The 19,999-nt window shown below is 67.6% G+C and carries 14 protein-coding genes, 1 tRNA gene and 2 pseudogenes; 12 read left to right on the top strand and 5 right to left on the bottom strand.

All coding sequences use genetic code 11. The features are described from left to right. Positions 1–113: 113 nt before the first annotated feature. The 10 genes and pseudogenes from EAX62_RS17535 to cobA form a co-directional block, all read left to right on the top strand. Positions 114–1,014, top strand: a pseudogene (locus tag EAX62_RS17535) (nitrite/sulfite reductase); the annotation flags it as partial. Then, on the top strand, positions 988–1,809 hold the full coding sequence (locus tag EAX62_RS17385) for a nitrite/sulfite reductase (protein ID WP_407703328.1): 822 nt from the start codon (positions 988–990) through the stop codon (positions 1,807–1,809). The pseudogene EAX62_RS17535 and the gene EAX62_RS17385, both read left to right, overlap by 27 nt. Beyond that, positions 1,806–2,531 (top strand): annotated as a pseudogene (locus tag EAX62_RS16900) (phosphoadenylyl-sulfate reductase); the annotation flags it as partial. The gene EAX62_RS17385 and the pseudogene EAX62_RS16900, both read left to right, overlap by 4 nt. Before the next feature lie 111 nt (positions 2,532–2,642). Next, positions 2,643–3,479 (top strand): sulfate adenylyltransferase subunit CysD, encoded by an 837-nt coding sequence (gene cysD / locus EAX62_RS16895; RefSeq protein WP_233557908.1) that lies wholly within the window; start codon positions 2,643–2,645, stop codon positions 3,477–3,479. Beyond that, the gene (locus EAX62_RS09785; RefSeq protein ID WP_121901479.1) at positions 3,479–4,789 is read left to right on the top strand and encodes a sulfate adenylyltransferase subunit 1; all 1,311 of its coding nucleotides are present in this window, start codon (positions 3,479–3,481) and stop codon (positions 4,787–4,789) included. The genes cysD and EAX62_RS09785 overlap by 1 nt, the downstream gene beginning before the upstream one ends. A gap of 7 nt (positions 4,790–4,796) precedes the next feature. Continuing rightward, entirely contained in the window at positions 4,797–5,699 is a 903-nt protein-coding gene (locus tag EAX62_RS09780) for a sulfite exporter TauE/SafE family protein (protein WP_121901478.1), read from the top strand. Then, positions 5,696–6,403 (top strand): sirohydrochlorin chelatase, encoded by a 708-nt coding sequence (locus EAX62_RS09775; RefSeq protein WP_158600619.1) that lies wholly within the window; start codon positions 5,696–5,698, stop codon positions 6,401–6,403. Before EAX62_RS09780 ends, EAX62_RS09775 begins: the two co-directional genes overlap by 4 nt. Then, on the top strand, positions 6,400–8,250 hold the full coding sequence (locus tag EAX62_RS09770; RefSeq protein WP_233557883.1) for a 2-oxoacid:acceptor oxidoreductase subunit alpha: 1,851 nt from the start codon (positions 6,400–6,402) through the stop codon (positions 8,248–8,250). Before EAX62_RS09775 ends, EAX62_RS09770 begins: the two co-directional genes overlap by 4 nt. Then, positions 8,247–9,347, top strand: coding sequence for a 2-oxoacid:ferredoxin oxidoreductase subunit beta (locus EAX62_RS09765; protein ID WP_121901476.1), 1,101 nt, complete (start codon positions 8,247–8,249; stop codon positions 9,345–9,347). Before EAX62_RS09770 ends, EAX62_RS09765 begins: the two co-directional genes overlap by 4 nt. Then, the gene (cobA, locus tag EAX62_RS09760) at positions 9,331–10,665 is read left to right on the top strand and encodes a uroporphyrinogen-III C-methyltransferase (RefSeq protein ID WP_233557882.1); all 1,335 of its coding nucleotides are present in this window, start codon (positions 9,331–9,333) and stop codon (positions 10,663–10,665) included. Before EAX62_RS09765 ends, cobA begins: the two co-directional genes overlap by 17 nt. A 62-nt stretch (positions 10,666–10,727) precedes the next feature. Here cobA and EAX62_RS09755 read toward each other — a convergent pair whose 3' ends face one another. The 4 genes from EAX62_RS09755 to EAX62_RS09740 form a co-directional block, all read right to left on the bottom strand. Then, positions 10,728–11,639, bottom strand: a complete 912-nt coding sequence (locus tag EAX62_RS09755) for a glycine betaine ABC transporter substrate-binding protein (RefSeq protein WP_121901475.1) — start codon at positions 11,637–11,639, stop codon at positions 10,728–10,730. A gap of 96 nt (positions 11,640–11,735) precedes the next feature. Next, positions 11,736–12,632, bottom strand: a complete 897-nt coding sequence (locus EAX62_RS09750; protein WP_121901474.1) for an ABC transporter permease — start codon at positions 12,630–12,632, stop codon at positions 11,736–11,738. Beyond that, the gene (locus tag EAX62_RS09745; protein WP_121901473.1) at positions 12,632–13,924 is read right to left on the bottom strand and encodes a quaternary amine ABC transporter ATP-binding protein; all 1,293 of its coding nucleotides are present in this window, start codon (positions 13,922–13,924) and stop codon (positions 12,632–12,634) included. The genes EAX62_RS09750 and EAX62_RS09745 overlap by 1 nt, the downstream gene beginning before the upstream one ends. A 348-nt stretch (positions 13,925–14,272) precedes the next feature. Continuing rightward, positions 14,273–17,317: a glycine--tRNA ligase gene (locus EAX62_RS09740; protein WP_233557907.1), complete on the bottom strand. Its 3,045-nt coding sequence runs from the start codon at positions 17,315–17,317 to the stop codon at positions 14,273–14,275. 192 nt (positions 17,318–17,509) lie between these two features. Between EAX62_RS09740 and EAX62_RS09735 the strand changes: the two genes are divergently transcribed. Beyond that, entirely contained in the window at positions 17,510–18,067 is a 558-nt protein-coding gene (locus EAX62_RS09735) for a YceI family protein (RefSeq protein WP_121901471.1), read from the top strand. A gap of 41 nt (positions 18,068–18,108) precedes the next feature. On the opposite strand, the gene EAX62_RS09730 is transcribed toward EAX62_RS09735, so the two are convergent. Next, positions 18,109–19,776, bottom strand: a complete 1,668-nt coding sequence (locus tag EAX62_RS09730; RefSeq protein WP_121901470.1) for a DUF885 domain-containing protein — start codon at positions 19,774–19,776, stop codon at positions 18,109–18,111. A gap of 146 nt (positions 19,777–19,922) precedes the next feature. On the opposite strand from EAX62_RS09730, the gene EAX62_RS09725 reads away from it, so the two are divergent. Beyond that, positions 19,923–19,999: transfer RNA gene (locus tag EAX62_RS09725), tRNA-Ile, on the top strand.

Raw genomic sequence — 19,999 nt, 5'->3', positions numbered from 1 at the left:
CGGCTTTGTGTATGGGCAACTGACGCCCGTCCTGTTTTAGACCGTCGGGCACCTTGTGGGCCCGGCCACGTCCTGGTTCTGGTGCCCCTCCATGTCCACCGCCAGAAGGAACCATGACCACCACACCCTCTCGTGTCCGCCCGTCCGCGTCCGGAAAGTCGAACGGCCAGTGGCTCGTCGACGGCACCGAGCCGCTCAACCCCAACGAAGAAGTCAAGAAAGTGGAGAACCCCCTGAATGTGCGCAGGCGCATCGAGGAAATCTACTCCAAGGAAGGTTTCGACTCGATTCCCGAGGAGGACGCCTTCGCCAGGTTCCGCTGGCTCGGTCTCTACACCCAACGTCGTCAGGGATTCGACGGCAGCCACACGGGCAAGATGAGCGACCAGGAACTCTCCGACCGATACTTCATGATGCGCATCCGCATCGACGGCGGTGCGCTCACCCTCGCGCAACTCCGCGTGGTGGCCGGTCTCTCCACCGAGTTCGCACGCGACACCGCCGACATCTCCGACCGGCAGAACATCCAGCTGCACTGGGTACCCATCGAGGCGGTCCCCGAGATCTGGCGCCGGTTGGAGTCCGTGGGCCTCCAGACGACAATGGCCTGCGGTGATACACCACGAGGCTTCCTGGGCTCGCCGGTGGCGGGCATCGCCGCCGACGAGATCATCGACCCGACACCTGTGATCCGCGAGATCGTGGACCGCTACATCGGCGACGAAACGGTGGCGAACCTGCCGCGCAAGTTCAAGACCGCCATCACGGGGCACCCCAGCCTCGACGTGGTCCACGAGATCAACGACATCAGCCTCGTCGGGGTCATCCACCCCCAAACTCGGCCCCGGCTACGACCTGTGGGTGGGTGGTGCACTGTCCACCACCCCCCGCCTTGCGGAGAGGCTCGGGGCGTTCGTCCGCGAGGAGGAGGCAGCCGAGGTCTGGTACGCGGTCATCCGGATCTTCCGCGACTACGGCTACCGCCGCATGCGCGCCAAGGCCCGCCTGAAGTTCCTGCTCGCGGAGTGGGGGGCAGAGAAGTTCAGGGACGTCCTCGAGACGCAGTACCTGGGCCGGGCGCTGCCCGACGGCCCCGCACCGGAGCCCGCGAAGACCCCCGGCGACCACGTGGGCGTTCACGAACAGAAGGATGGTCGACGCTACGTGGGGCTCGCACCCACGGTGGGCCGCGCCTCCGGGACCCGGCTGACGGCGCTCGCGGACCTCGTCGAGGCCGCCGGCTCCGGTCGCATCCGCCTCACCCCGCACCAGAAGATCGTGGTCCTCGACGTGAACCCCGATGCGGTGGAGGATCTACTGGCCGGCGCGGAGGAGCTGGGTTTCACGGGCCGTCCCTCGCCCTTCCGGCGCAACACCATGGCCTGCACCGGCATCGAGTACTGCAAGCTGTCCTTCGTCAACACCAAGGACACCGCGCGGGACACCATCCTCGCACTCGAACAACGCCTGGCGGGGGTGGAGCTCGACACCCCCATCACCCTCAACGTCAACGGCTGCCCCAACTCCTGCGCCCGCATCCAGGTGGCCGACATCGGCCTGAAGGGACAACTCGCCAAAGGCGCCGACGGCAGCAGCGAGTTCGCCTACCAGGTCCATCTTGGCGGGGGTCTGGCCTCCAGCGACCGCGAGGAGCCGGGCCTGGGCCGCACGGTGCGAGGCCTCAAGGTCACGGCCACCGACCTGCCCGACTACGTCGAGCGCGTGGTGCGGACCTTTCTGGAGCAGCGCGTCAACGGTGAGACGTTCTCCACCTGGGTGAAGCGCGCCGACGACGCGGTGCTGAAGTGAGCACCATCGCTCCCCCTGCCCACGGCCCGGGTCGCGTGCGAGGCGTCGATGAGCTCAGGGCGCTGGCCGAAGACGCCGCACACCGGCTCGCCGATGCAGACGCCGGCGAGGTCCTGGCCTGGACCGCCGCAACGTTCGGCCGCAACGTCGTCGTCGCGTGCTCCATGGCCGCCGACACCGTGGTGCCGCACCTGGCGGCGCAGCACATCCCGGGCGTGGACGTCCTGTTCCTCCAGACCGGGTACCACTTTGCCGAGACCATCGGCACCCGCGAAGCACTGGCCCACGCGGTGGACGTCCGCATCGTGGAGGCCCTCCCCCGGCTGACCGTCGCCGAGCAGGACACCGAGTACGGCCCGAAACTGCACGATCGGGACCCGCAGGAGTGCTGCGCCATGCGCAAGGTTGAGCCCATCAACCGGGAGCTCGGCAGCTACGAGGCCTGGATCACGGGCGTGCGCCGCGAGGACAACTCGCTGCGCGCGAACACGCCCGTGGTCGAGTGGGATGCCGCCCACCAGATGGTCAAGATCAACCCCGTCGCCGCATGGAGCAGCGACGAGGTGATGGCCTACGCCGGCACGCATGGCGTCCCCGTCAACCTGCTTCTGGACGAGGGGTACCCCTCGATCGGCTGCGAACCCTGCACACGTCCCGTCGCCCCCGGCGAGGACCCCCGCGCCGGCAGATGGGCCGGACACGCCAAGACCGAATGCGGCCTCCACGTCGCCGAAGGACAGGACACAATCCCAGTGACCCCCACCGCCCTGCCCAGCAGGACACTCACACATCTGGAAGCCCTCGAATCCGAGTCGATCCACATCTTCCGGGAGATGGTCTCCGAACTGGAGCGCCCCGTTCTGCTCTTCTCCGGCGGCAAGGACTCCATCGTCATGCTGCACCTGGCCGCCAAGGCGTTCTGGCCCGCGCCCCTACCGTTCCCGGTCTTGCACGTCGACACCGGACACAACTTCCCGGAGGTCCTGGCGCACCGCGACGCCACCGTGGAGCGCCTGCGTCTCCGCCTCATCGTGGCCAGGGTCCAGGACTACATCGACGACGGCCGTCTCCTGGATCGCTCCGACGGCACCCGCAACCCGCTGCAAACCCAACCGTTGCTCGACGCCATCTCTGAGGGCCGATTCGACGCCGTCTTCGGCGGCGGACGGCGCGACGAGGAGAAGGCCCGGGCCAAGGAACGGGTCGTCAGCCTCCGCGACGAGTTCGGGGCGTGGGACCCGCGCAACCAGCGCCCCGAGCTGTGGAACCTCTACAACCCCCGGCACCGCCCCGGTGAGCACGTTCGCGTGTTCCCGCTGTCCAACTGGACCGAACTCGACGTGTGGCGCTACATCGGCGCCGAGCAGATCGACCTGCCGCACCTCTACTACGCGCACGAGCGTGACGTCTTCCACCGCGACGGCATGTGGTTGGCCGTCGGGGACGTGTCTCGCCCCCGGGACCACGAGCAGGTGGAGCGGCGCGTCGTGCGCTACCGCACCGTCGGGGACATGAGCTGCACCGGTGCGGTCGAATCCGCCGCCATCACCATTGCCGATGTCATCGAGGAGGTGGCCCTGACGCGTATCACGGAGCGGGGCGCCACCCGAGCCGATGACCGGGTCACCGAGGCGGCCATGGAAGACCGCAAGAAGGAAGGCTACTTCTGATGAGCACACTGCTTCGCATCGCCACCGCCGGGAGCGTCGACGACGGCAAGTCCACCTTGGTGGGCCGCCTCCTGTACGACTCCAAGTCGGTGCTCACCGACCAACTGGAAGCCGTCGAGCGTGTCAGCCAGGCCAAGGGGCTCGGGCACGTGGACCTCGCGCTGCTGACCGACGGACTCCGCGCCGAACGTGAACAGGGCATCACCATCGACGTGGCCTACCGCTACTTCGCCACGGCCCGGCGCACCTTCATCCTCGCCGACTGCCCCGGCCACGTGCAGTACACCCGCAACACGGTCACCGGGTCCTCCACGGCCGACGCCCTGGTGCTGCTCGTGGATGCCCGCAAGGGTGCACAGGAGCAGACCCGACGGCACCTGGCCGTGGGGCAACTGCTGCGCGTCCCCCACATCGTCGTCGCCGTCAACAAGATCGACCTCGTCGGCTACTCGAAGGAACGCTACGACCAGGTGGCGGCCCAGTTGGCCGCGATCGCCGAGGAACTCGGCGCCACCGTCTCCGTGCTCCCGGTCTCAGCCCTCGTGGGTGACAACATCGTGGAGCGTTCCAGCAGGATGGAGTGGTACGAGGGCCCTCCGCTCCTCGAACTGCTCGAGAACCTGCCCCTGCACCCGCATGCTGACGCGGACTTCCGCTTCCCTGTCCAGTTGACGATCCGCCCCCAGGAAGCCGCCCTGGACCCGGCGCACGTCGAGTACCGCGGCCATGCCGGCCAGGTGGCCTCCGGGGTGGTGCGCGTCGGGGATCCCGTGGTCGTCCTGCCATCCGGGCGCAGGACCACAGTGGTGGGCATCGACACTGCCGACGGGGAACTCGCCGAGGCTTTCGCGCCCCAGTCGGTGACGCTCCGCCTGGCCGACGAGATCGACGTCACGCGCGGCGAACTCATCGCGGGCGCCGAGCGTGCACCCGTCCCCACCCAGGACCTCGACGGCATGGTGGCGTGGCTCTCGGAAAGTCCCCTGCGGGTGGGCCAGAAGGTACTCGTCAAGCACACCACCCGCACCACCCAGGCGGTGGTGCGCGACATCGACGGACGCCTCGACCTGGACACCCTCCGCCCCCACGCCGCGGAAACACTGGAACTCAACGACCTGGGGCGCGTCCGGCTGCGCCTGGCCGCCCCCATCATGGCCGAGCCCTACGCCACCTCCCGGCAGACCGGCTCCTTCCTGCTCATCGACCCCCAGTCCGGCACCAACCTGGCCGCCGGCATGATCCGGGGTGACCAGGCGTTTTCGGACAACGCCGCTGTGCCAGTCCCGGACATCCCCGACTGGTCCATCTGAGGACGCCATGAAAAAACTCATTCTCATCGGAATCGTCGGACTGTTGGCGCAACTCGTCGACGGCGCACTCGGCATGGGCTACGGGGTCACGTCCAGCTCGCTCCTGCTCTTCGTGGGACTCACCCCGGCCATGGCCAGCGCATCGGTGCACCTCGCAGAGGTGGGCACCAATGTGGTCTCCGGGGTATCCCACTGGAAACTCGGCAATGTGGACTGGCGCCTCGTGCTCCGCCTCGGTGTCCCCGGCGCCGTGGGCGCCTTCGCGGGGGCCACGTTCCTGTCCAACCTGTCCACCGGATGGGCCTCCCCCCTCATGGCGAGCCTGCTGGCTGTGCTGGGCGCCTACATCCTGATCCGATTCGCGTTCCGCCCCCCACGGGTGGCCACGGCGCGGCGCACACCACACACGTACCGGTTCCTGGTGCCGCTCGGGCTGGTGGGCGGTTTCGTCGACGCCACCGGCGGCGGCGGCTGGGGCCCGGTGTCGACCACGTCATTGCTCAGCGCCGGCAAGACCGCGCCGCGCACCGTCGTCGGGTCCGTGGACACCTCGGAGTTCCTGGTGTCGCTGGCAGCATCCATGGGCTTCCTCGCCGCACTGGGAACCTCCGGCATCCAGTTCAGCATCGTCGGAGTGCTCCTGCTGGGTGGCGTCATCGCAGCACCCGTCGCCGCGTGGCTGGTGAGCAGGTTGCCCGCCCGCGTGCTCGGCACCGCGGTCGGGGGCCTCATCGTGATCACCAACCTCCGCACCCTGCTCGGAGTCCTCGGCGCCGGCACCACCACCCAACAACTGGTCCTCGTCGTGGTAGCCCTGGCATGGGTGGCGCTCGTCACCCATGCCGTGAGGGCACACCGCCGTCGGCCCGCCGACGTCGAGGCGTTGGAACCAGAGACGGAGCTCGTATGAGTACCCTCGTGATCGCCCTCCACGGAACCCGCCGCCCCAGCGGCGCGATCTTCGCCGAAGGGCTGCGGGACGCCGTCTCCGCCGAACTTCCGGGTGTGGACGTCCAGCTCGGATTCGTGGACATCCACGACGAGTTGTTGGCCACGACGGTGCAACGGCTGGATTCCAGCGTCATCGTGCCGACGTTCCTGGCCGCCGGCTACCACGTCGCCCACGACGTGGCCGAGGCAGTGCGCCTCTCGGACGGGCGGGCCGTGGCCACCGACCACGTGGGGCCGGATCTTGTGGATGCCATCCACGACCGGCTCGTCGAGCTGGGTGCCCCGGGCGACGCCGTGATCCTGGCGGCGATCGGCTCCAAGCGACCCGGTGCCACCGCGGAGGTGCACGCCACCGCCGCCCACCTGTCCACCCTCATCGGCCAGCCCGTCCACCCCGGTTTCATCTTCGCCTCGCAACCCTCACTGGAGCAGGCAGCCACCACGCTGCGGGCGCTGGGTCACTCCCGCATCACCGTCGCCACCCACGCGCTGCTCCCGGGCCGCTACCAGCATCACATCGCTGCGCTGGGACTGCCCGCCTCCCACCCCATAGGGCTCCACCCCCGCCTCGTCTCCGCCATCGCCAGCCGCTACCGGAGCACCACAGGGGACAGGGTGATGGCCACCGCCGCACGCACCACACGCAGATTGGATCCGTTGTGAGCACCACCCCCCTGGACCGCGTCGTCATCCGCTTCGCCGGCGACTCCGGCGACGGCATGCAGTTGACCGGCGACCGGTTCACCGCGGACGCCGCGGCCATCGGCAACGACTTTGCGACCCTGCCCAACTTCCCCGCCGAGATCCGCGCCCCACAGGGCACCATCGCGGGTGTGTCAAGTTTCCAACTGCACTTCGCCGGCGACGACATCCTCACTCCCGGCGACCGCCCAGACGTTCTGGTGGCCATGAACCCGGCGTCGCTGAAGGCCAACATCTCCGACCTGCGGCGCGACGGGCTGCTCATCGTGGACATCCACGACTTCACGAAGCGCAACCTCGCCAAGGTCGGCTACGACTCCGACCCCCTGACCGACGGGACGCTGGAGGATCACGAACTCCACGCCGTCGACCTCACCGGTCTGTCCGTGGCTGCCGTCGCCGAGTTCGGTCTCGGCCGCAAGGACGCGGCACGATCGAAGAACATGGTGGCACTCGGCGTCCTGACGTGGCTCTACTCACGCCCCCTCGAAGCCACCATCGAGTTCCTGGAGAAGAAGTTCGCGGCCCAGCCCGCCATCCGGGACGCGAACCGTGCCGCCTACCTCGCCGGCTACCACTACGGGGAGACCACGGAGGACTTCACCGTCCGCTACGAGGTCAAGCCCGCGCCCCTTGCCCCCGGCACCTACCGCCAGATCACCGGCAACAGGGCCATGGCCCTCGGACTCATGGCCGGTGCAGCCACGGCGAACCTTCCCCTGTTCCTCGGCGCCTACCCCATCACGCCGGCCTCGGACGTGCTCCACGAACTGTCGCGCCACAAGAACCACGGTGTCCTGACGTTCCAGGCCGAGGACGAGATCGCCGCCATCGGCGCCGCCCTGGGCGCCTCCTACGCCGGACACCTGGGCGTCACCGTGACGTCGGGGCCGGGCATGGCACTCAAGAGTGAGTTCATCTCGTTGGCACTCATGCTGGAGCAGCCGCTGGTGATCGTGGACGTGCAGCGCGCCGGACCCTCCACGGGTATGCCCACCAAGACCGAACAGGCGGACCTGTTGCAGTCCTTCTTCGGCCGCCACGGCGAGGCACCCGCACCGATCCTGGCTGCGAGATCCGCGGGCGACTGCTTCGACGTCGCAGTGGAGGCCACCCGCATCGCCCTGACCTACCGGACACCTGTGATCGTGCTGAGCGACGGTTACCTCGCCAACGGATCCGAACCCTGGAGCGTCCCCGACATCGCCGCCCTGCCCGCCATCGACGCGAACTTCGCCACGGCACCCAACACCCCCGACGGCAGGTTCCTGCCCTACCTGCGGGACGAAAACCTCGCACGCTCTCTCGCCGTGCCGGGCACACCCGGACTGGAGAACCGCATCGGCGGGATCGAGAAGGCGGACGGCACCGGCAACGTCTCCTACGACCCGGCCAACCACGAACACATGGTGAAACTTCGCCAGGCAAAAGTGGACGGCATCGCCCGCAGCATCCCCGACCTCGTCGTGGACGACCCCTCCGGTGAGGCCGACGTGCTCGTCATCGGATGGGGGTCCACGTGGGGGCCCATCGGTGCCACAGCCCGACGGGTCCGACGTCAGGGCCGCAGGGTGGCGACCGTTCACCTGCGCCACCTCAACCCGTTCCCCTCCAACCTGGGTGACGTCCTGCGCCGCTACAACCGCGTCATCGCACCGGAGATGAATCTGGGCCAGCTGGCGTTGCTGCTGCGGGCGAAGTACCTCGTCGACGTCGAGAGCTACAGCCGGGTGCGGGGACTGCCGATCTCCCCCTCAGAGTTCGAAGCCGACCTCACAGCCATCATTGACGGGAAGGACACCCCATGACCGCCACCCACCCCAGCCCCGGACTGGCGCGCGTGCCGCTGTCCCTCACACCCACGAACCGCAAGGAGTTCGTCTCCGACCAGGAGGTGCGCTGGTGCCCCGGTTGCGGTGATTACGCCGTGCTGGCTGCGTTCCAGACACTCATGCCGAAGCTCGGCATTCGCCGTGAGAACACCGTCATCGTCTCCGGCATCGGATGCAGCTCGCGGTTCCCGTACTACATGGACACCTACGGCCTGCACTCCATCCACGGTCGGGCGCCGTCCATCGCCACCGGGCTGGCCCTGACCCGCCCCGACCTCGCGGTCTGGGTGGTGACCGGCGACGGTGATGCCCTCTCCATCGGCGGCAACCACCTCATCCATGCCCTGCGCCGCAACACCAACATCACCATCCTGCTGTTCAACAACAGGATCTACGGCCTGACGAAAGGCCAGCCCTCACCCACCTCGGAAACGGGAATGGTGACCAAGTCCTCGCCCATTGGATCGGTGGACCACCCGTTCAACCCCGTCAAGCTGGCGCTGGGCGCCGAAGCCACGTTCGTGGCGCGATCCCTGGACTCGGACCGGGCGCACCTCACCGACGTCATGACCCGCGCTGTACAACACCGCGGCGCCTCGCTCGTGGAGATCTACCAGAACTGCCCCATCTTCAACGACGGGGTGTTCGACGGCCTCAAGGAGCCCGACTCACCGGCCATCATCCCACTCAGGCACGGGGAGCCGATCGTCTTCGCAGGCGGGACGAGGACCGTCGTCCGCGACCCCGACTCCGGACGATTGAGCGTGGTGGCGGCCGGTGCGGTGGGCGAGCGTCAGGTCGTGATCCACGACGAGGCCTCCGACGACGTGGCCCAAGCCATGGCAGTGGCCTCCCTCACCGACACCCACGGCCTCACCCAGTCACCCATCGGGATCTTCCGGGCCGTCGACCGCCCGGTCCACGACGACGAGGCCCGGGCGCAGGTCCACATGCCCACTGCTGAGAACCGCATCCGCGACCTGCAGAGTTTGGTCACAGGCCACGACACGTGGAGCACACCGGCCACCCCCACAGCCCATCCCGAGGAGTTGCACCGTGGCCTCACGACCTGAGTCGTTGCAGGGTTCCCCTGCCTACCTGTCCGGACTGCTGCTGCAGGACCGGGATGTGCTCGTCGTCGGCGGCGGAGCCGTCGCGCAACGGCGGATCCCCAGGCTCCTCCACGTCGGGGCCCGCGTGCGGGTCGTCGCACCGCAGATCACCGACATCCTGCGTGAGCATGCCATCCGTGGACACCTCCGATGGGAGGAACGGGAGTTCAGGGACCAGGACCTCGACGGCGCCTGGTACGTGATCGCCGCCACCGACTCCCCCGCCACCAACGCCCTGGTGGCGAGCGGCTCCGAGGTGCGACGCACGTTCTGCGTGCGGGCCGACGCAGCGGATCTGGGCAGTGCATGGACCCCCGCCACCGCGGACGTGGACGACCTCACCGTCGCCGTCGTCGGCAGGCGGGACCCGCGACGCTCCAGGACGGTGAGGGAAGCGGTCGTCAAGGCCCTCGCCTCCACCCCGTCCGACGATGAGTTCCCTCCCGGCACGGTTGTTCTGGTGGGCGGCGGGCCCGGCGACCCCGGTCTCATGACCTCCGCCGGGCTTGCAGCAATCCGGGGCGCCGACGTCATCATCCACGACCGCCTTGGACCCGTGGAACTGCTGGCCGAGGCCCGCGAGGGCGCCGAGATCCTCAACGTGGGGAAGGTCCCCCACGGCCCCTTCACCCCGCAGGAGGAGATCAACCGGCTGCTCATCGACCGCGCGCGGCAGCACCTGCGCGTCGTGCGTCTCAAGGGTGGGGACAACTACGTTTTTGGTCGGGGCGGCGAGGAGTGGCTGGAGTGCGCGGAGGCCGGGGTGCCGGTCCGCGTCATCCCCGGCGTGACGTCGGCCGTCGCCGTCCCCGCACTGGCCGGGATCCCCGTGACCCACCGCACGCTGTCGCAGGGATTCTGCGTCGTCGGTGGCCACGTTCCACCGGGGCATGAACGCAGTGACGTCAACTGGCAGGCACTAGCCACTTCGGGGCTCACACTGGTCATCCTCATGGGGGTCAAGAACCTCACGGAGATCGCCGACGAACTCATGAAGGGCGGTCTTTCCCCTCAGACACCGGCAGCAGTCATCGTCGAGGGCACCACGGATCGCCAGTCGTCGCTGCGTTCCACTCTCGCCAGCGTCGGCCGCGAGGCGTCCGCAGCAGGAGTGCGTCCACCGGCCATCATCGTGGTCGGGGCGGTCGCAGCCCTGGAACTCGACCACACAGCACCCAACGGGTACCCGAGCGCCACCGCCCACGCGGAGACGGTGCCGGATCCGATGCGCACCACCACCATGGGCCCCCTCACTGCGGGCACCGGCCGTCGGGTGTGACCGGCAGAGACGACGAAACGCCCCGCCGAATTTCGGCGGGGCGCTTCTGGTTCAGCGAAGGTTCAGCTCGTCAGCGCGGGAAGAACGTCAGGGTTCTTCTCGATCCATGCGGAAACTGCTTCCTTCTCCTTGCCGTCGCCGTACTCGTTGACAACCATGTCCTCAAGGGAGCCGTACTGGTCGTCGTCCAGCTTGAGCTGGCCGATCCACTCGGCAGCCTCGGGGAACTCGTCCGCAAAGCCCTTGGTGCCCAGGAAGTGCAGGCCCTCGGCCTCGCCGAGCGCACCCTTGGGGTCCTCGAGGTCCTTCACGGGGAACTCTGCGTTGGCCCAGAACGGGCGCCACAGGGTGACGACGATGGGGGCCTCGGTGCTGGTGGCCTTCTTCAGCTCCGCGAGCATCGCGGTGGTGGAGGACGTGACCACCTCGAACTCGTCGCCCAGCTCGTACTGCGGGAGGACCCTGTCCTGGCTGGCCTCGGTCAGACCGGCGCTCGGCTCGATGCCGATGATCTTTCCGTCGAACGTGTCCCCCATGCCCTTCAGCTCCTCGATGGAGTTGATGTCCATGTACTCCGGCACCGCCCAGGTCAGCTTGGCGTTGTCGTAGTAGGTGCCGAGGTCGTCGATCTTCTCGCCGTACTTCTCCATGTAGGAAGCGTGCGTGACCTCGGGCCATGCGGACGGGTACATGTCGACGTCACCCGTGGTCACAGCCTGGTAGATCAGGGCGGCTTCGCTGATGGTCTCCATCTTGACGGTGTAGCCCATCTCGGTGAGCTGGTTGTCCAGCAGGTACGCGGTGCTCAGACCGTCGGTCCACGAGGGGACAAAACCCAGGGTGATGGTGCCCATGTCCTTGGCACCGGTGTCGCCGGTGTTGCCAGTGGTGGGGTCGTCGGTACCGCATGCGGCCAGGGAGAGTCCGAGGACGGCTGCGCTCAGTGCGGCGCCAATCTTGTGGGAGATCTTCATGGTGATTCCTTTCCTACGTCGCCACCCGTGTGGCAGCTTTTCTTTCGTGGCGGCGCCCGGTGGTGCTGGACGCGCCGATGGTCGGATGTGTGTGGCTCAGGCCGCGGTGACCGGCTCCGACGAGCGGGCCTTCCTGGCGAGCGCAAGCAGCGAGGACTTGCCGCGTGCTTTCTTGTCCCCCAGCGCTCCGGTGAAGCGGTCCAGGAAGATCGCGAGGAACACGACGGACAGGCCTGCTTCGACACCCTTTGCCAAATTCAGTGTGGAGATCGAGGAGACGACCTCCTTGCCGAGGCCGTCAGCGCCCACGATGCCGGCGATGACCGCCATGGACAGGGCGAGCATGATGACCTGGTTGATGCCAGCCATGATGGTGGGGACTGCCAGGGGAAGCTGGATCCCGAACAGGATCTCGCTGCGCTTGGCGCCGAATGCCTGACCGGCCTCGACCGTTTCCTCCGCCACGCCCCGGATACCGAGTTCAGTCATGCGGACGCCCGGAGGCAGCGCGAAGATGATCGTGGAGAACAGACCCGGGACGACGCCGATGCTGAAGAAGGTGACGGCGGGGATCAGGTACACGAAGGCGGGCATCGTCTGCATGAAGTCCAAAATGGGCTTCACGGCGGCGCTGACGCTGTCCGACTGGGCAGCGGCGATCCCCAGGGGGATGGCCACGATCACGGCGAGCAGCGTGGCGATGAGCACCATGGACAGCGTCAGCATGGCGTTGTCCCACTGGTTCATCCCGACGATCAACAGGAAGCCGACGAGCGAGAGGGCGGCGAAGCGCACGGAGCGCAGAACCCAGCCCAGCGCCGCGAGCACCAGCACCATGACGGGCCACGGCACGGCGATCAGGACGTCGGAGAGGCCCTCGACGAGGAACTTCATGATGGTGCTGAGGAAGTCGAAGAAGAAATCAGCATTGATGGTGAGCCAGTCGATGCCGGTGGCCACCCAGTCACCGATGGGTATGCGGGGAAAGTCCATTACTTCGCGCCTTCCATGACGTGCGGCACATCGGGTGTGGCGGAGTCGGCCATGGACTCGCCGTCGTTGAGGGGGGAATCAGGTGAACCCCAGGACTCCGGCATGTCGGCACCCTGACCGTTGTTGGCGGCGGCCGCCAGCAGGGTCACCCGGGGAATGACGCCCACGGTTCGCCCGTTCTCATCCAGGACGACGATCGGGTTCAGGTGCTGCGCTGACACGGCGAACAGGTCCGCCAGTGATGTGTCCTGGGCCACGGTGGGCATCTCGTGCACGGGCGACCACGGAAGGTCCTTGCGTCCGGTGCGAACCGCCTCGGCCACGTCGGGTTCCCAGAGGATGCCTGCAGGGGTGCGGTCGCGGTTCTGGACGAGGATCCAGTTGTGCTGGCCCTCGCGCATGACCTTGTGCGCAGTTTGCGGTCCGCTGCCGGCGCCGATGACGCCCTGAGCGGGCTCCATCACGTTGGCAGCAGTCAGGACACGCGTACGGTCGACGTCCTGGATGAAGCTGGCCACGTAGTTGTTCTTGGGCTCGTTGAGGATCTGCTCGGCGGTCCCGATCTGCTCGATCCGGCCGTCACGCATCATGGCGATGCGGTCCCCGAGGCGCATGGCCTCGTTGAGGTCGTGCGTGATGAACAAGATGGTCTTCTCAAGGCGCTGCTGCAGCTCGATGAGCTGGTCCTGCATGCCGCGGCGAATGAGGGGGTCGAGGGCGCTGAACGCCTCGTCCATGAGCATGATGTCGGTGCCTGCAGCCAGTGCGCGGGCCAGGCCGACGCGCTGCTGCATGCCACCGGAAAGCTGGCCGGGGAGGTGACCACCCCAGCCACCAAGTCCAACTTCGTCGAGTGCCTTGTTGGCGGCCTTCTCGCGGTCGGCCTTGTTGAGACCCTGGATCTGGAGCCCGTAGGCGGCGTTCTCGCCGACCGTGCGGTGCGGCAGCAGGGCGAAGTGCTGAAAGACCATGCTGATCTTCTCGCGGCGCACGGCGCGAAGCTTCTCGGGGGACACGTCCGTGATGAGCTGGTCGGCGATGGTGACCGTGCCGGCCGTGGGCTCGAACAGCCCATTGATCATGCGGATCAGCGTCGACTTGCCTGAGCCCGAGAGCCCCATGACAACGAAGATTTCACCCGGATCCACGGTGAATGATGCATCGATGACAGCCGCTGTCAGGCCCTGCTTCTGCAGGTCCTCACGGGTCTTGCCTCGTTCCAGTTCTGCCACCCCACGCTTGGGGCGTTTTCCGAAGACCTTGTACAGGCCTTCCGCATTGATCGCGGCCACGTGACTCCTTGCGGGTCGTTTCGTCTGGGCATGCACGTGTTCGTTGTCCGACAAGACTGCGGGAACTGGCCGGATGTCGGCCCCACACACAGCACCGGGAACATGTCGCAGCAAACCAGCGCGACGTGCATGTTGCCCACTGACGCGGTTGGGGCAGAAGGCCCCGGGACCGCGGACGCCACGACGGGCGAAGCACGCAAGTCCCACCACGAGCGGACGGGTACAGCGACAAAACCTACCCGATGGGGTGAGGTTTGGGCGATTTCCTGGTCACGAAACGGTAACGGAGACGTCGCCTCCGGAGGCGGTCACAGCCCATGGAGAGCTGTGACCCACCACGCGGAAACGTCAGCTGACTAGGGCATCCACTGCGGACCAGTCGAGGCCTGAGGGCGCAGAGTAAAGAATCCGTGCAAGCAGCCCCAAACGCGCTGTTCGAATGTCCAGGTCCTCCGCCATCACCAGGGTCTCGTCGAAGAACGCAGCAACAGGGGCCACGAGGGCCTCGCCGCGGCGGGCGAAGTCCTCGACGTCGCTGGCCGGCGCGAACCCGGACACCACATCGCTGAGGGCAACCTCGGCGGGCTCGGAGAGCAGCGCCGGCTCGTAGTCCGGGCGGGTCCCCGCGGGCACGATGCGCGAGATCCGCACGATGCCCTCCACGAGCGCCCGGAAGCCCGGATCCGCCGCCACCGCCTGAAGCGAACGCGCGTGGGCATCCGCGATGCCCGGCCGGGCCGCGGACGGGCTCACGGCGGCCACCAACTCGGCGCTGCGGCCCTCGTCGCGCTGCAGCTGCGCGAAGCGACCGATGATGAATTCCTCGGCCGCGTCCATGGTCTTGTCCGTGCAGTCCACACCCTGCTCACGCAGCCGTGAGGCAGCCGCTTCCAGGCCGTCGCGGATCGTCAGACCCGCGAGCTCTGCACGTTCCCGGAGGATCCGGACAACACCCAGGGCCGCCCGGCGGAGGCCGAAGGGGTCGGAGGAGCCGCTGGGCCTGGCACCGAGTCCGAACATGGCAGCCAACAGGTCATAGCGGTCGGCAAGTGCCAGCAGCGCCCCGGGAGTGGAGGCGGGCACCTCGTCCGCGGTGGTGTGGGGCTGCTCCATCTCGTAGAGCGAGTCCGCCACCTCCGCGGTCTCCCCCATCCGGCTCGCGTACTCACGCGCCACGAAGCCTGCGAGGCTCGTCATCTCCTTCACGAGGCTGGTGGACAGGTCAAACTTGGCCAGCACACCGGCCCTCACCAGGGTCTGGCGCTGCGTCTCGTCGAGCGACACCAGATCCGCGAGCGCCTGCGACACATCCGCGATGCGACGGGCGCGCAGCCCCACAGAGCCGAGGCGGTTCTCGAAGGTCAGCTTCTCCAGGCCGGGGATGAAGTGCTCGGCCGAGGTGGCCTCCAGGTCCTGGTTCCAGAAGAACAGGGCATCCTCGTAGCGCGCCCGCAGCACGGATTCGTTGCCGCCTGCGACGACGACGTCGTCGCAGGCGCCGTTGGCCATCGTGATGAAGTGCGGCATCAGAGCACCGTCGACGGAGCGAACCGGCAGGTAGCGCTGGTGCTTCGCCATCACGGACACGAGGATCCTGTCCGGAAGTTCCAGATAGCGCTCGTCGAAGTCGCCCAGGATGCCGCGAGGATCCTCCACGAGGTTGGTGATCTCGTCCAGGAGTTCCGCATTGCCCTCGACGTCCACGACGCCACCCGCGCGTGCTGCCAGCGCGACGGCCTGCTCCACGATGCGGGCACGGCGCTGGTCCGTGAAGGCCTCGATGCGTCCGCTGCGGAGCAGCGGCAGGTAGTCGGTGGCGGTGGCCACGTCATGATGGCCCACGGGGGTGCCGTCACCCAGAGCACCGGCGCCCTGCGACGACGCCGTCGAACGCTGCAGGTACGTGGTGCGGCCCGCCACGACGTCGGAGACGCGGGCAGGGACCACTGTGTCGCCCCACAACGCCAGCAGCCAGCGCACGGCACGGCTGAAGGACAGCGCCGGGTCGTTCCACCGCATGTTCTTCTCGGCACGCAGACCGGTGACGGTGCTCTCGATGAGGTCCCCCAGGACCTTCGAGGCGGGCCGGCCGGGGGTGTCAATGGCGACGCAGGCGTGCTCGTTGCCACCCACCTCGGCCTTGATGACCTGGTCCACGGTGACGCCCTGGCCACGCATGAACCCCTGCAGCGGCTTGGTGGGGTTCCCGTCGCCGTCGAAGGCAGCGGACCACTTGGGGCCCTTGCGCAGGGTCTGGGAGTCGGGTTCGCGGGCGGCCACGTCGTCGACAACGACGAAGACGCGACGCGGGGTGCCCTCCACCGTGATGTCACCATGGTCGAGGTTGGACGCGCCCAGCCCGGCGGTGACGGCGGCGCGCACGGCGTCGATGGTGTGAGGCAGTACGTGCGGGGGCAGCTCCTCCACGCCAATCTCGAGGACGAACGTGGCGGCCGGGGCATCAGCCGGCACGTCAACAGAGATGGGCTCGGCGAGGGCTTCACCCTCCACCACGCCCTCCTTCATGAGCGGGAACCCCAGCTCCTCACGGCGCTCCACCCACAACTCGGCGGTCTGGCGCATGAGGCGGCGCATGGTGCCGAAAGCCTTGGCGCGTTCCGTGGTGCTGATGGCACCACGGGCATCCAACACATTGAAGGCATGGGAGGACTTCAGGATGAACTGGTGGGCGGGCACGGGCAGGCGCGCCTCCACCATGCGCGTGGCCTCGGCCACGAACGCCTCGTAGAGCGTCTGGTTCACCGACACGTCGGCGTCGTCCAGGTAGTAGCGGCTCATCTCGTATTCCTGCTGGCCGAACGCCTCACCGTAGGTGATGATCGTGCCGTCGGGCTTGCGGGAGTAGACGATGTCCTTGAAGTGCGTGACGCCCTGCTGCGCCATGAGGATGCGTTCCATGCCGTAGGTCAGTTCGACGGGGATCGGGTCCAGGTCCTGGCCACCGACCTGCTGGAAATAGGTGAACTGGGTGATCTCCATGCCGTCCAGCCACACCTCCCAGCCAAGACCCCAGGCGCCGATGGCGGGCTGGGCCCAGTTGTCCTCGACGAAGCGCACGTCGTGCGCATCCAGGTCGATGCCCAGCGCCTCCAGGCTGCCGAGGTAGAGCTCCTGGGGGTCACCCGGCTCGGGCTTCAGGATCACCTGGAACTGGGTGTGTGTCTGGAGCCGGTTGGGGTTGAGGCCGTAGCGTGAGTCGTCGGGGCGGACACTGGGCTCCACGTACGCCACGTCCCACGGCTCGGGTCCCAGCACGCGCAGCACGGTGGCGGGGTTCATCGTCCCGGCTCCGACCTCGGTGTTGAAGGGCTGCCAGGTCAGGCAACCACGCGAGGTCCAGTAGTCGGACAGGGTACGCAGGGCTTCTTGCATCGTCAGCACGCACCACAGGTTACCGGTGGATCGCGGGAGCGTACCCACCGGCAGTGGCCCCGGCACGGCGTCTGTCGGAGCAACTGGCAGGGCAGTTGCACAGAGTGCCGGTGAAAGTGCACGGATGGGCCACCTTCGTGTAAAGTAGTTGATACGTCAACTACCCCTGGCGTCGCAACCTGAGGAGCACCCATGAGCACCACCGCCACCCCCACCAACACCACCGGCACCTGGGAAATTGATCCCAGTCACAGCCAGGTGGGCTTCACCGCCCGCCACGCCATGGTGACCAAGGTCCGCGGGTCGTTCAACGACTTCGAGGGCACCGTCGTCGTGAACGACGACGACCTGGCCAGCACACAGATCACCGTCATCATCCAGGCCAAGAGCATCGACACGCGCAACGAGCAGCGGGACGGCCACCTGCGCAGCAACGACTTCCTGGCCATGGACGAGTTCCCCGAGATCACCTTCGTCTCCACCTCGGTGACGCCCACCGACGCGTCGGGCCTGGATGTGACGGGTGACCTCACCATCAAGGGCATCACCAACACGGTGAGGATCCCCTTCAGCTTCGAGGGCACCGCCACCGACCCCTTCGGCAACGCTCGCGCCGGCTTTGAAGGTGCCGTGACCATCAACCGCAAGGACTACGGCGTCACCTGGAACGCAGCGCTGGAGACCGGCGGCGTGCTCGTCAGCGAGAAGATCACGCTGGAGTTCGACATCTCCGCCATCAAGCAGGCCTGACGACCACGGCCCACCGGTCGCACTGACCGGTGGGCCCCCGATCAGCCGAGCAACTGCTTCCGGAGCACGTCGAGCGGCAGTGAGCCGAGGTTCAGTGCCCGCGTATGGAAGTGCTTCAGGGAGAACGCCTCGCCACGCTCCGTGGCCTGGCGCTGCGCATCACGGCGGATCTGCTCCCAGATCCGCTGACCCACCCGGTAGCTGGGAGCCTGCCCCGGCCACGAAAGGTAGCGATTCAGCTCGAAGTGGAGCTGGTTGTCCTCCACCTGGACGTTGTCCCGCAGCAGCGCCCACGCCTTGTCGTGGTCCCAGACGCCGCCGCCGTAGCGGTCGAATGCCGGCTTGCCGAGGTGGACACCCAGATCCACGACCACACGTGTGGCCCTCAGCCGCTGGGCATCCAGCATGCCGAACCGGTCCCCCATGGACTCGAGGAAGCCGAACTCCTCCATGAGCCGCTCCGCGTACAGCGCCCAGCCCTCGCCGTGGCCGGAGTTCCAGCACACGAGGCGTCGCCACCGGTTCAGTTCGGCGGCGTTGCACACCGCCTGACCGATCTGCAGGTGGTGTCCCGGAACGCCCTCGTGGAAGACGGTGGTCTTCTCCATCCAGGTGTTGAACTCGGTGACCCCTTCCGGGACGCTCCACCACATCCGCCCCGGACGCGACCAGTCCTCAGCCGGCCCGGTGTAGTAGATGGCTCCCGTCTGGGATGGGGCGATCCTGCATTCCAGCGTTTTGACGGGCTCGGGGATGTCGAAGTGGATGCGGTCCAGTTCCTGCATGGCGTGCTGCGACGTGGCCTGCATCCACTCCTGCAATGCTGCAGTCCCGTGGATCTGGGTGGCGGGGTCCGCATTGAGGGTCCGCACGGCGTCGGCAATCGATGCGCCAGGTCCGGCAATCTTGCGTGCCAGTGCCTCCTGCTCTGCTGCAATGTGGCCCAGCGCCTCGACGCCCCAGTCATAGGTCTCGTCGAGGTCGATACGCGCGCCGATGAACTTGCGGGAGGCGCGCGCGTAGCGATCGCGGCCCACAGCGTCCGACTCCGGCGCCACCGGCGCCAGGTCATCTGCCAGGAAGTCGGCAAGCCGCTGGTAGGCCGCGGATGCCAGACCGGCGGCCTCGGCGAGGTCCTCACCCGCGCTGCCCTCGACACCCGAAGACGTGGCGATGGCGTGGAATCGGGACGTGGCCGGGTCGGCGAGTGCGCTGGCCTGGGTCACGCCGTCGGCCACAGCACGCCTGGCTGGGACGATGCCGTCGCGAATGCCCTCACGAAGGGTCTCGATGTAGCCGTCGATGGCGGCAGGAATGCCGCTCATCCGCGACGAGACCGCCGCCCAGTGGTCGGGGGTGTCGGTGGGCATGAGGTCGAAGATCTCGTGCAGGGACTGCAGGGGTGAGGCGATGTTGTTCAGTTCGGCCTTGTGGTCACCCGCCTCGAAGGATTCCACCGACAGGCCGAGGCGGTCCTGCATCGCTGCGACGGTGACCCTGTCCGTGTCGTCTCGTGGCGTGGCCGCCTGCAGTTCTGCAAGGGTTTCGCGTTCCACCTGTGCCCACCCAGCCCGCGCCGCGGGTGAGAAGTCGTCCATGAGATGGTCGTGGCCAGGAATCCCCAGGGACGTGGCGGCCATGGGACTGTACTGGACGAGGGCATCGACATATCCCTCGGCAATGGCATCAATCGGGGTTGTTTCACGCATGACAGCCAACCTACCCGCCGGGCCCGTCGACGGGTCCTGGGACGAGGTCTTCGGGTCGTTGCTCTGGCGATGATGCTGCGTGCGCTGCAGCGTGCCGGGTCGCACTGGGGCTGCCGGGATGGTTGACTGGGTCCCGCAATGTGTCAGGGGCGGTAGCACAGCCGGTTAGTGCATCGGACTCATAATCTGACGGTCGCGGGTTCGAGCCCCGCCCGCCCCACCA

The organism is Tessaracoccus antarcticus (assembly GCF_003688855.1).
Classification (GTDB): domain Bacteria; phylum Actinomycetota; class Actinomycetes; order Propionibacteriales; family Propionibacteriaceae; genus Arachnia; species Arachnia antarctica.
Note: the sequence above shows the minus strand (reverse complement) of the source record. Positions and strands in the feature narration are given on the sequence as shown.

Coding starts and splice junctions, on each gene's coding strand:
- EAX62_RS09780 (WP_121901478.1), top strand. CDS start 4,797: ATGAAAAAACTCATTCTCATCGGAATCGTCGGACTGTTGGCGCAACTC.
- EAX62_RS09730 (WP_121901470.1), bottom strand. CDS start 19,776: ATGCGTGAAACAACCCCGATTGATGCCATTGCCGAGGGATATGTCGAT.
- EAX62_RS09785 (WP_121901479.1), top strand. CDS start 3,479: ATGAGCACACTGCTTCGCATCGCCACCGCCGGGAGCGTCGACGACGGC.
- EAX62_RS17385 (WP_407703328.1), top strand. CDS start 988: ATGCGCGCCAAGGCCCGCCTGAAGTTCCTGCTCGCGGAGTGGGGGGCA.
- EAX62_RS09750 (WP_121901474.1), bottom strand. CDS start 12,632: ATGGACTTTCCCCGCATACCCATCGGTGACTGGGTGGCCACCGGCATC.
- EAX62_RS09740 (WP_233557907.1), bottom strand. CDS start 17,317: ATGCAAGAAGCCCTGCGTACCCTGTCCGACTACTGGACCTCGCGTGGT.
- EAX62_RS09775 (WP_158600619.1), top strand. CDS start 5,696: ATGAGTACCCTCGTGATCGCCCTCCACGGAACCCGCCGCCCCAGCGGC.
- EAX62_RS09765 (WP_121901476.1), top strand. CDS start 8,247: ATGACCGCCACCCACCCCAGCCCCGGACTGGCGCGCGTGCCGCTGTCC.
- cysD (WP_233557908.1), top strand. CDS start 2,643: ATGGTCTCCGAACTGGAGCGCCCCGTTCTGCTCTTCTCCGGCGGCAAG.
- EAX62_RS09735 (WP_121901471.1), top strand. CDS start 17,510: ATGAGCACCACCGCCACCCCCACCAACACCACCGGCACCTGGGAAATT.
- EAX62_RS09755 (WP_121901475.1), bottom strand. CDS start 11,639: ATGAAGATCTCCCACAAGATTGGCGCCGCACTGAGCGCAGCCGTCCTC.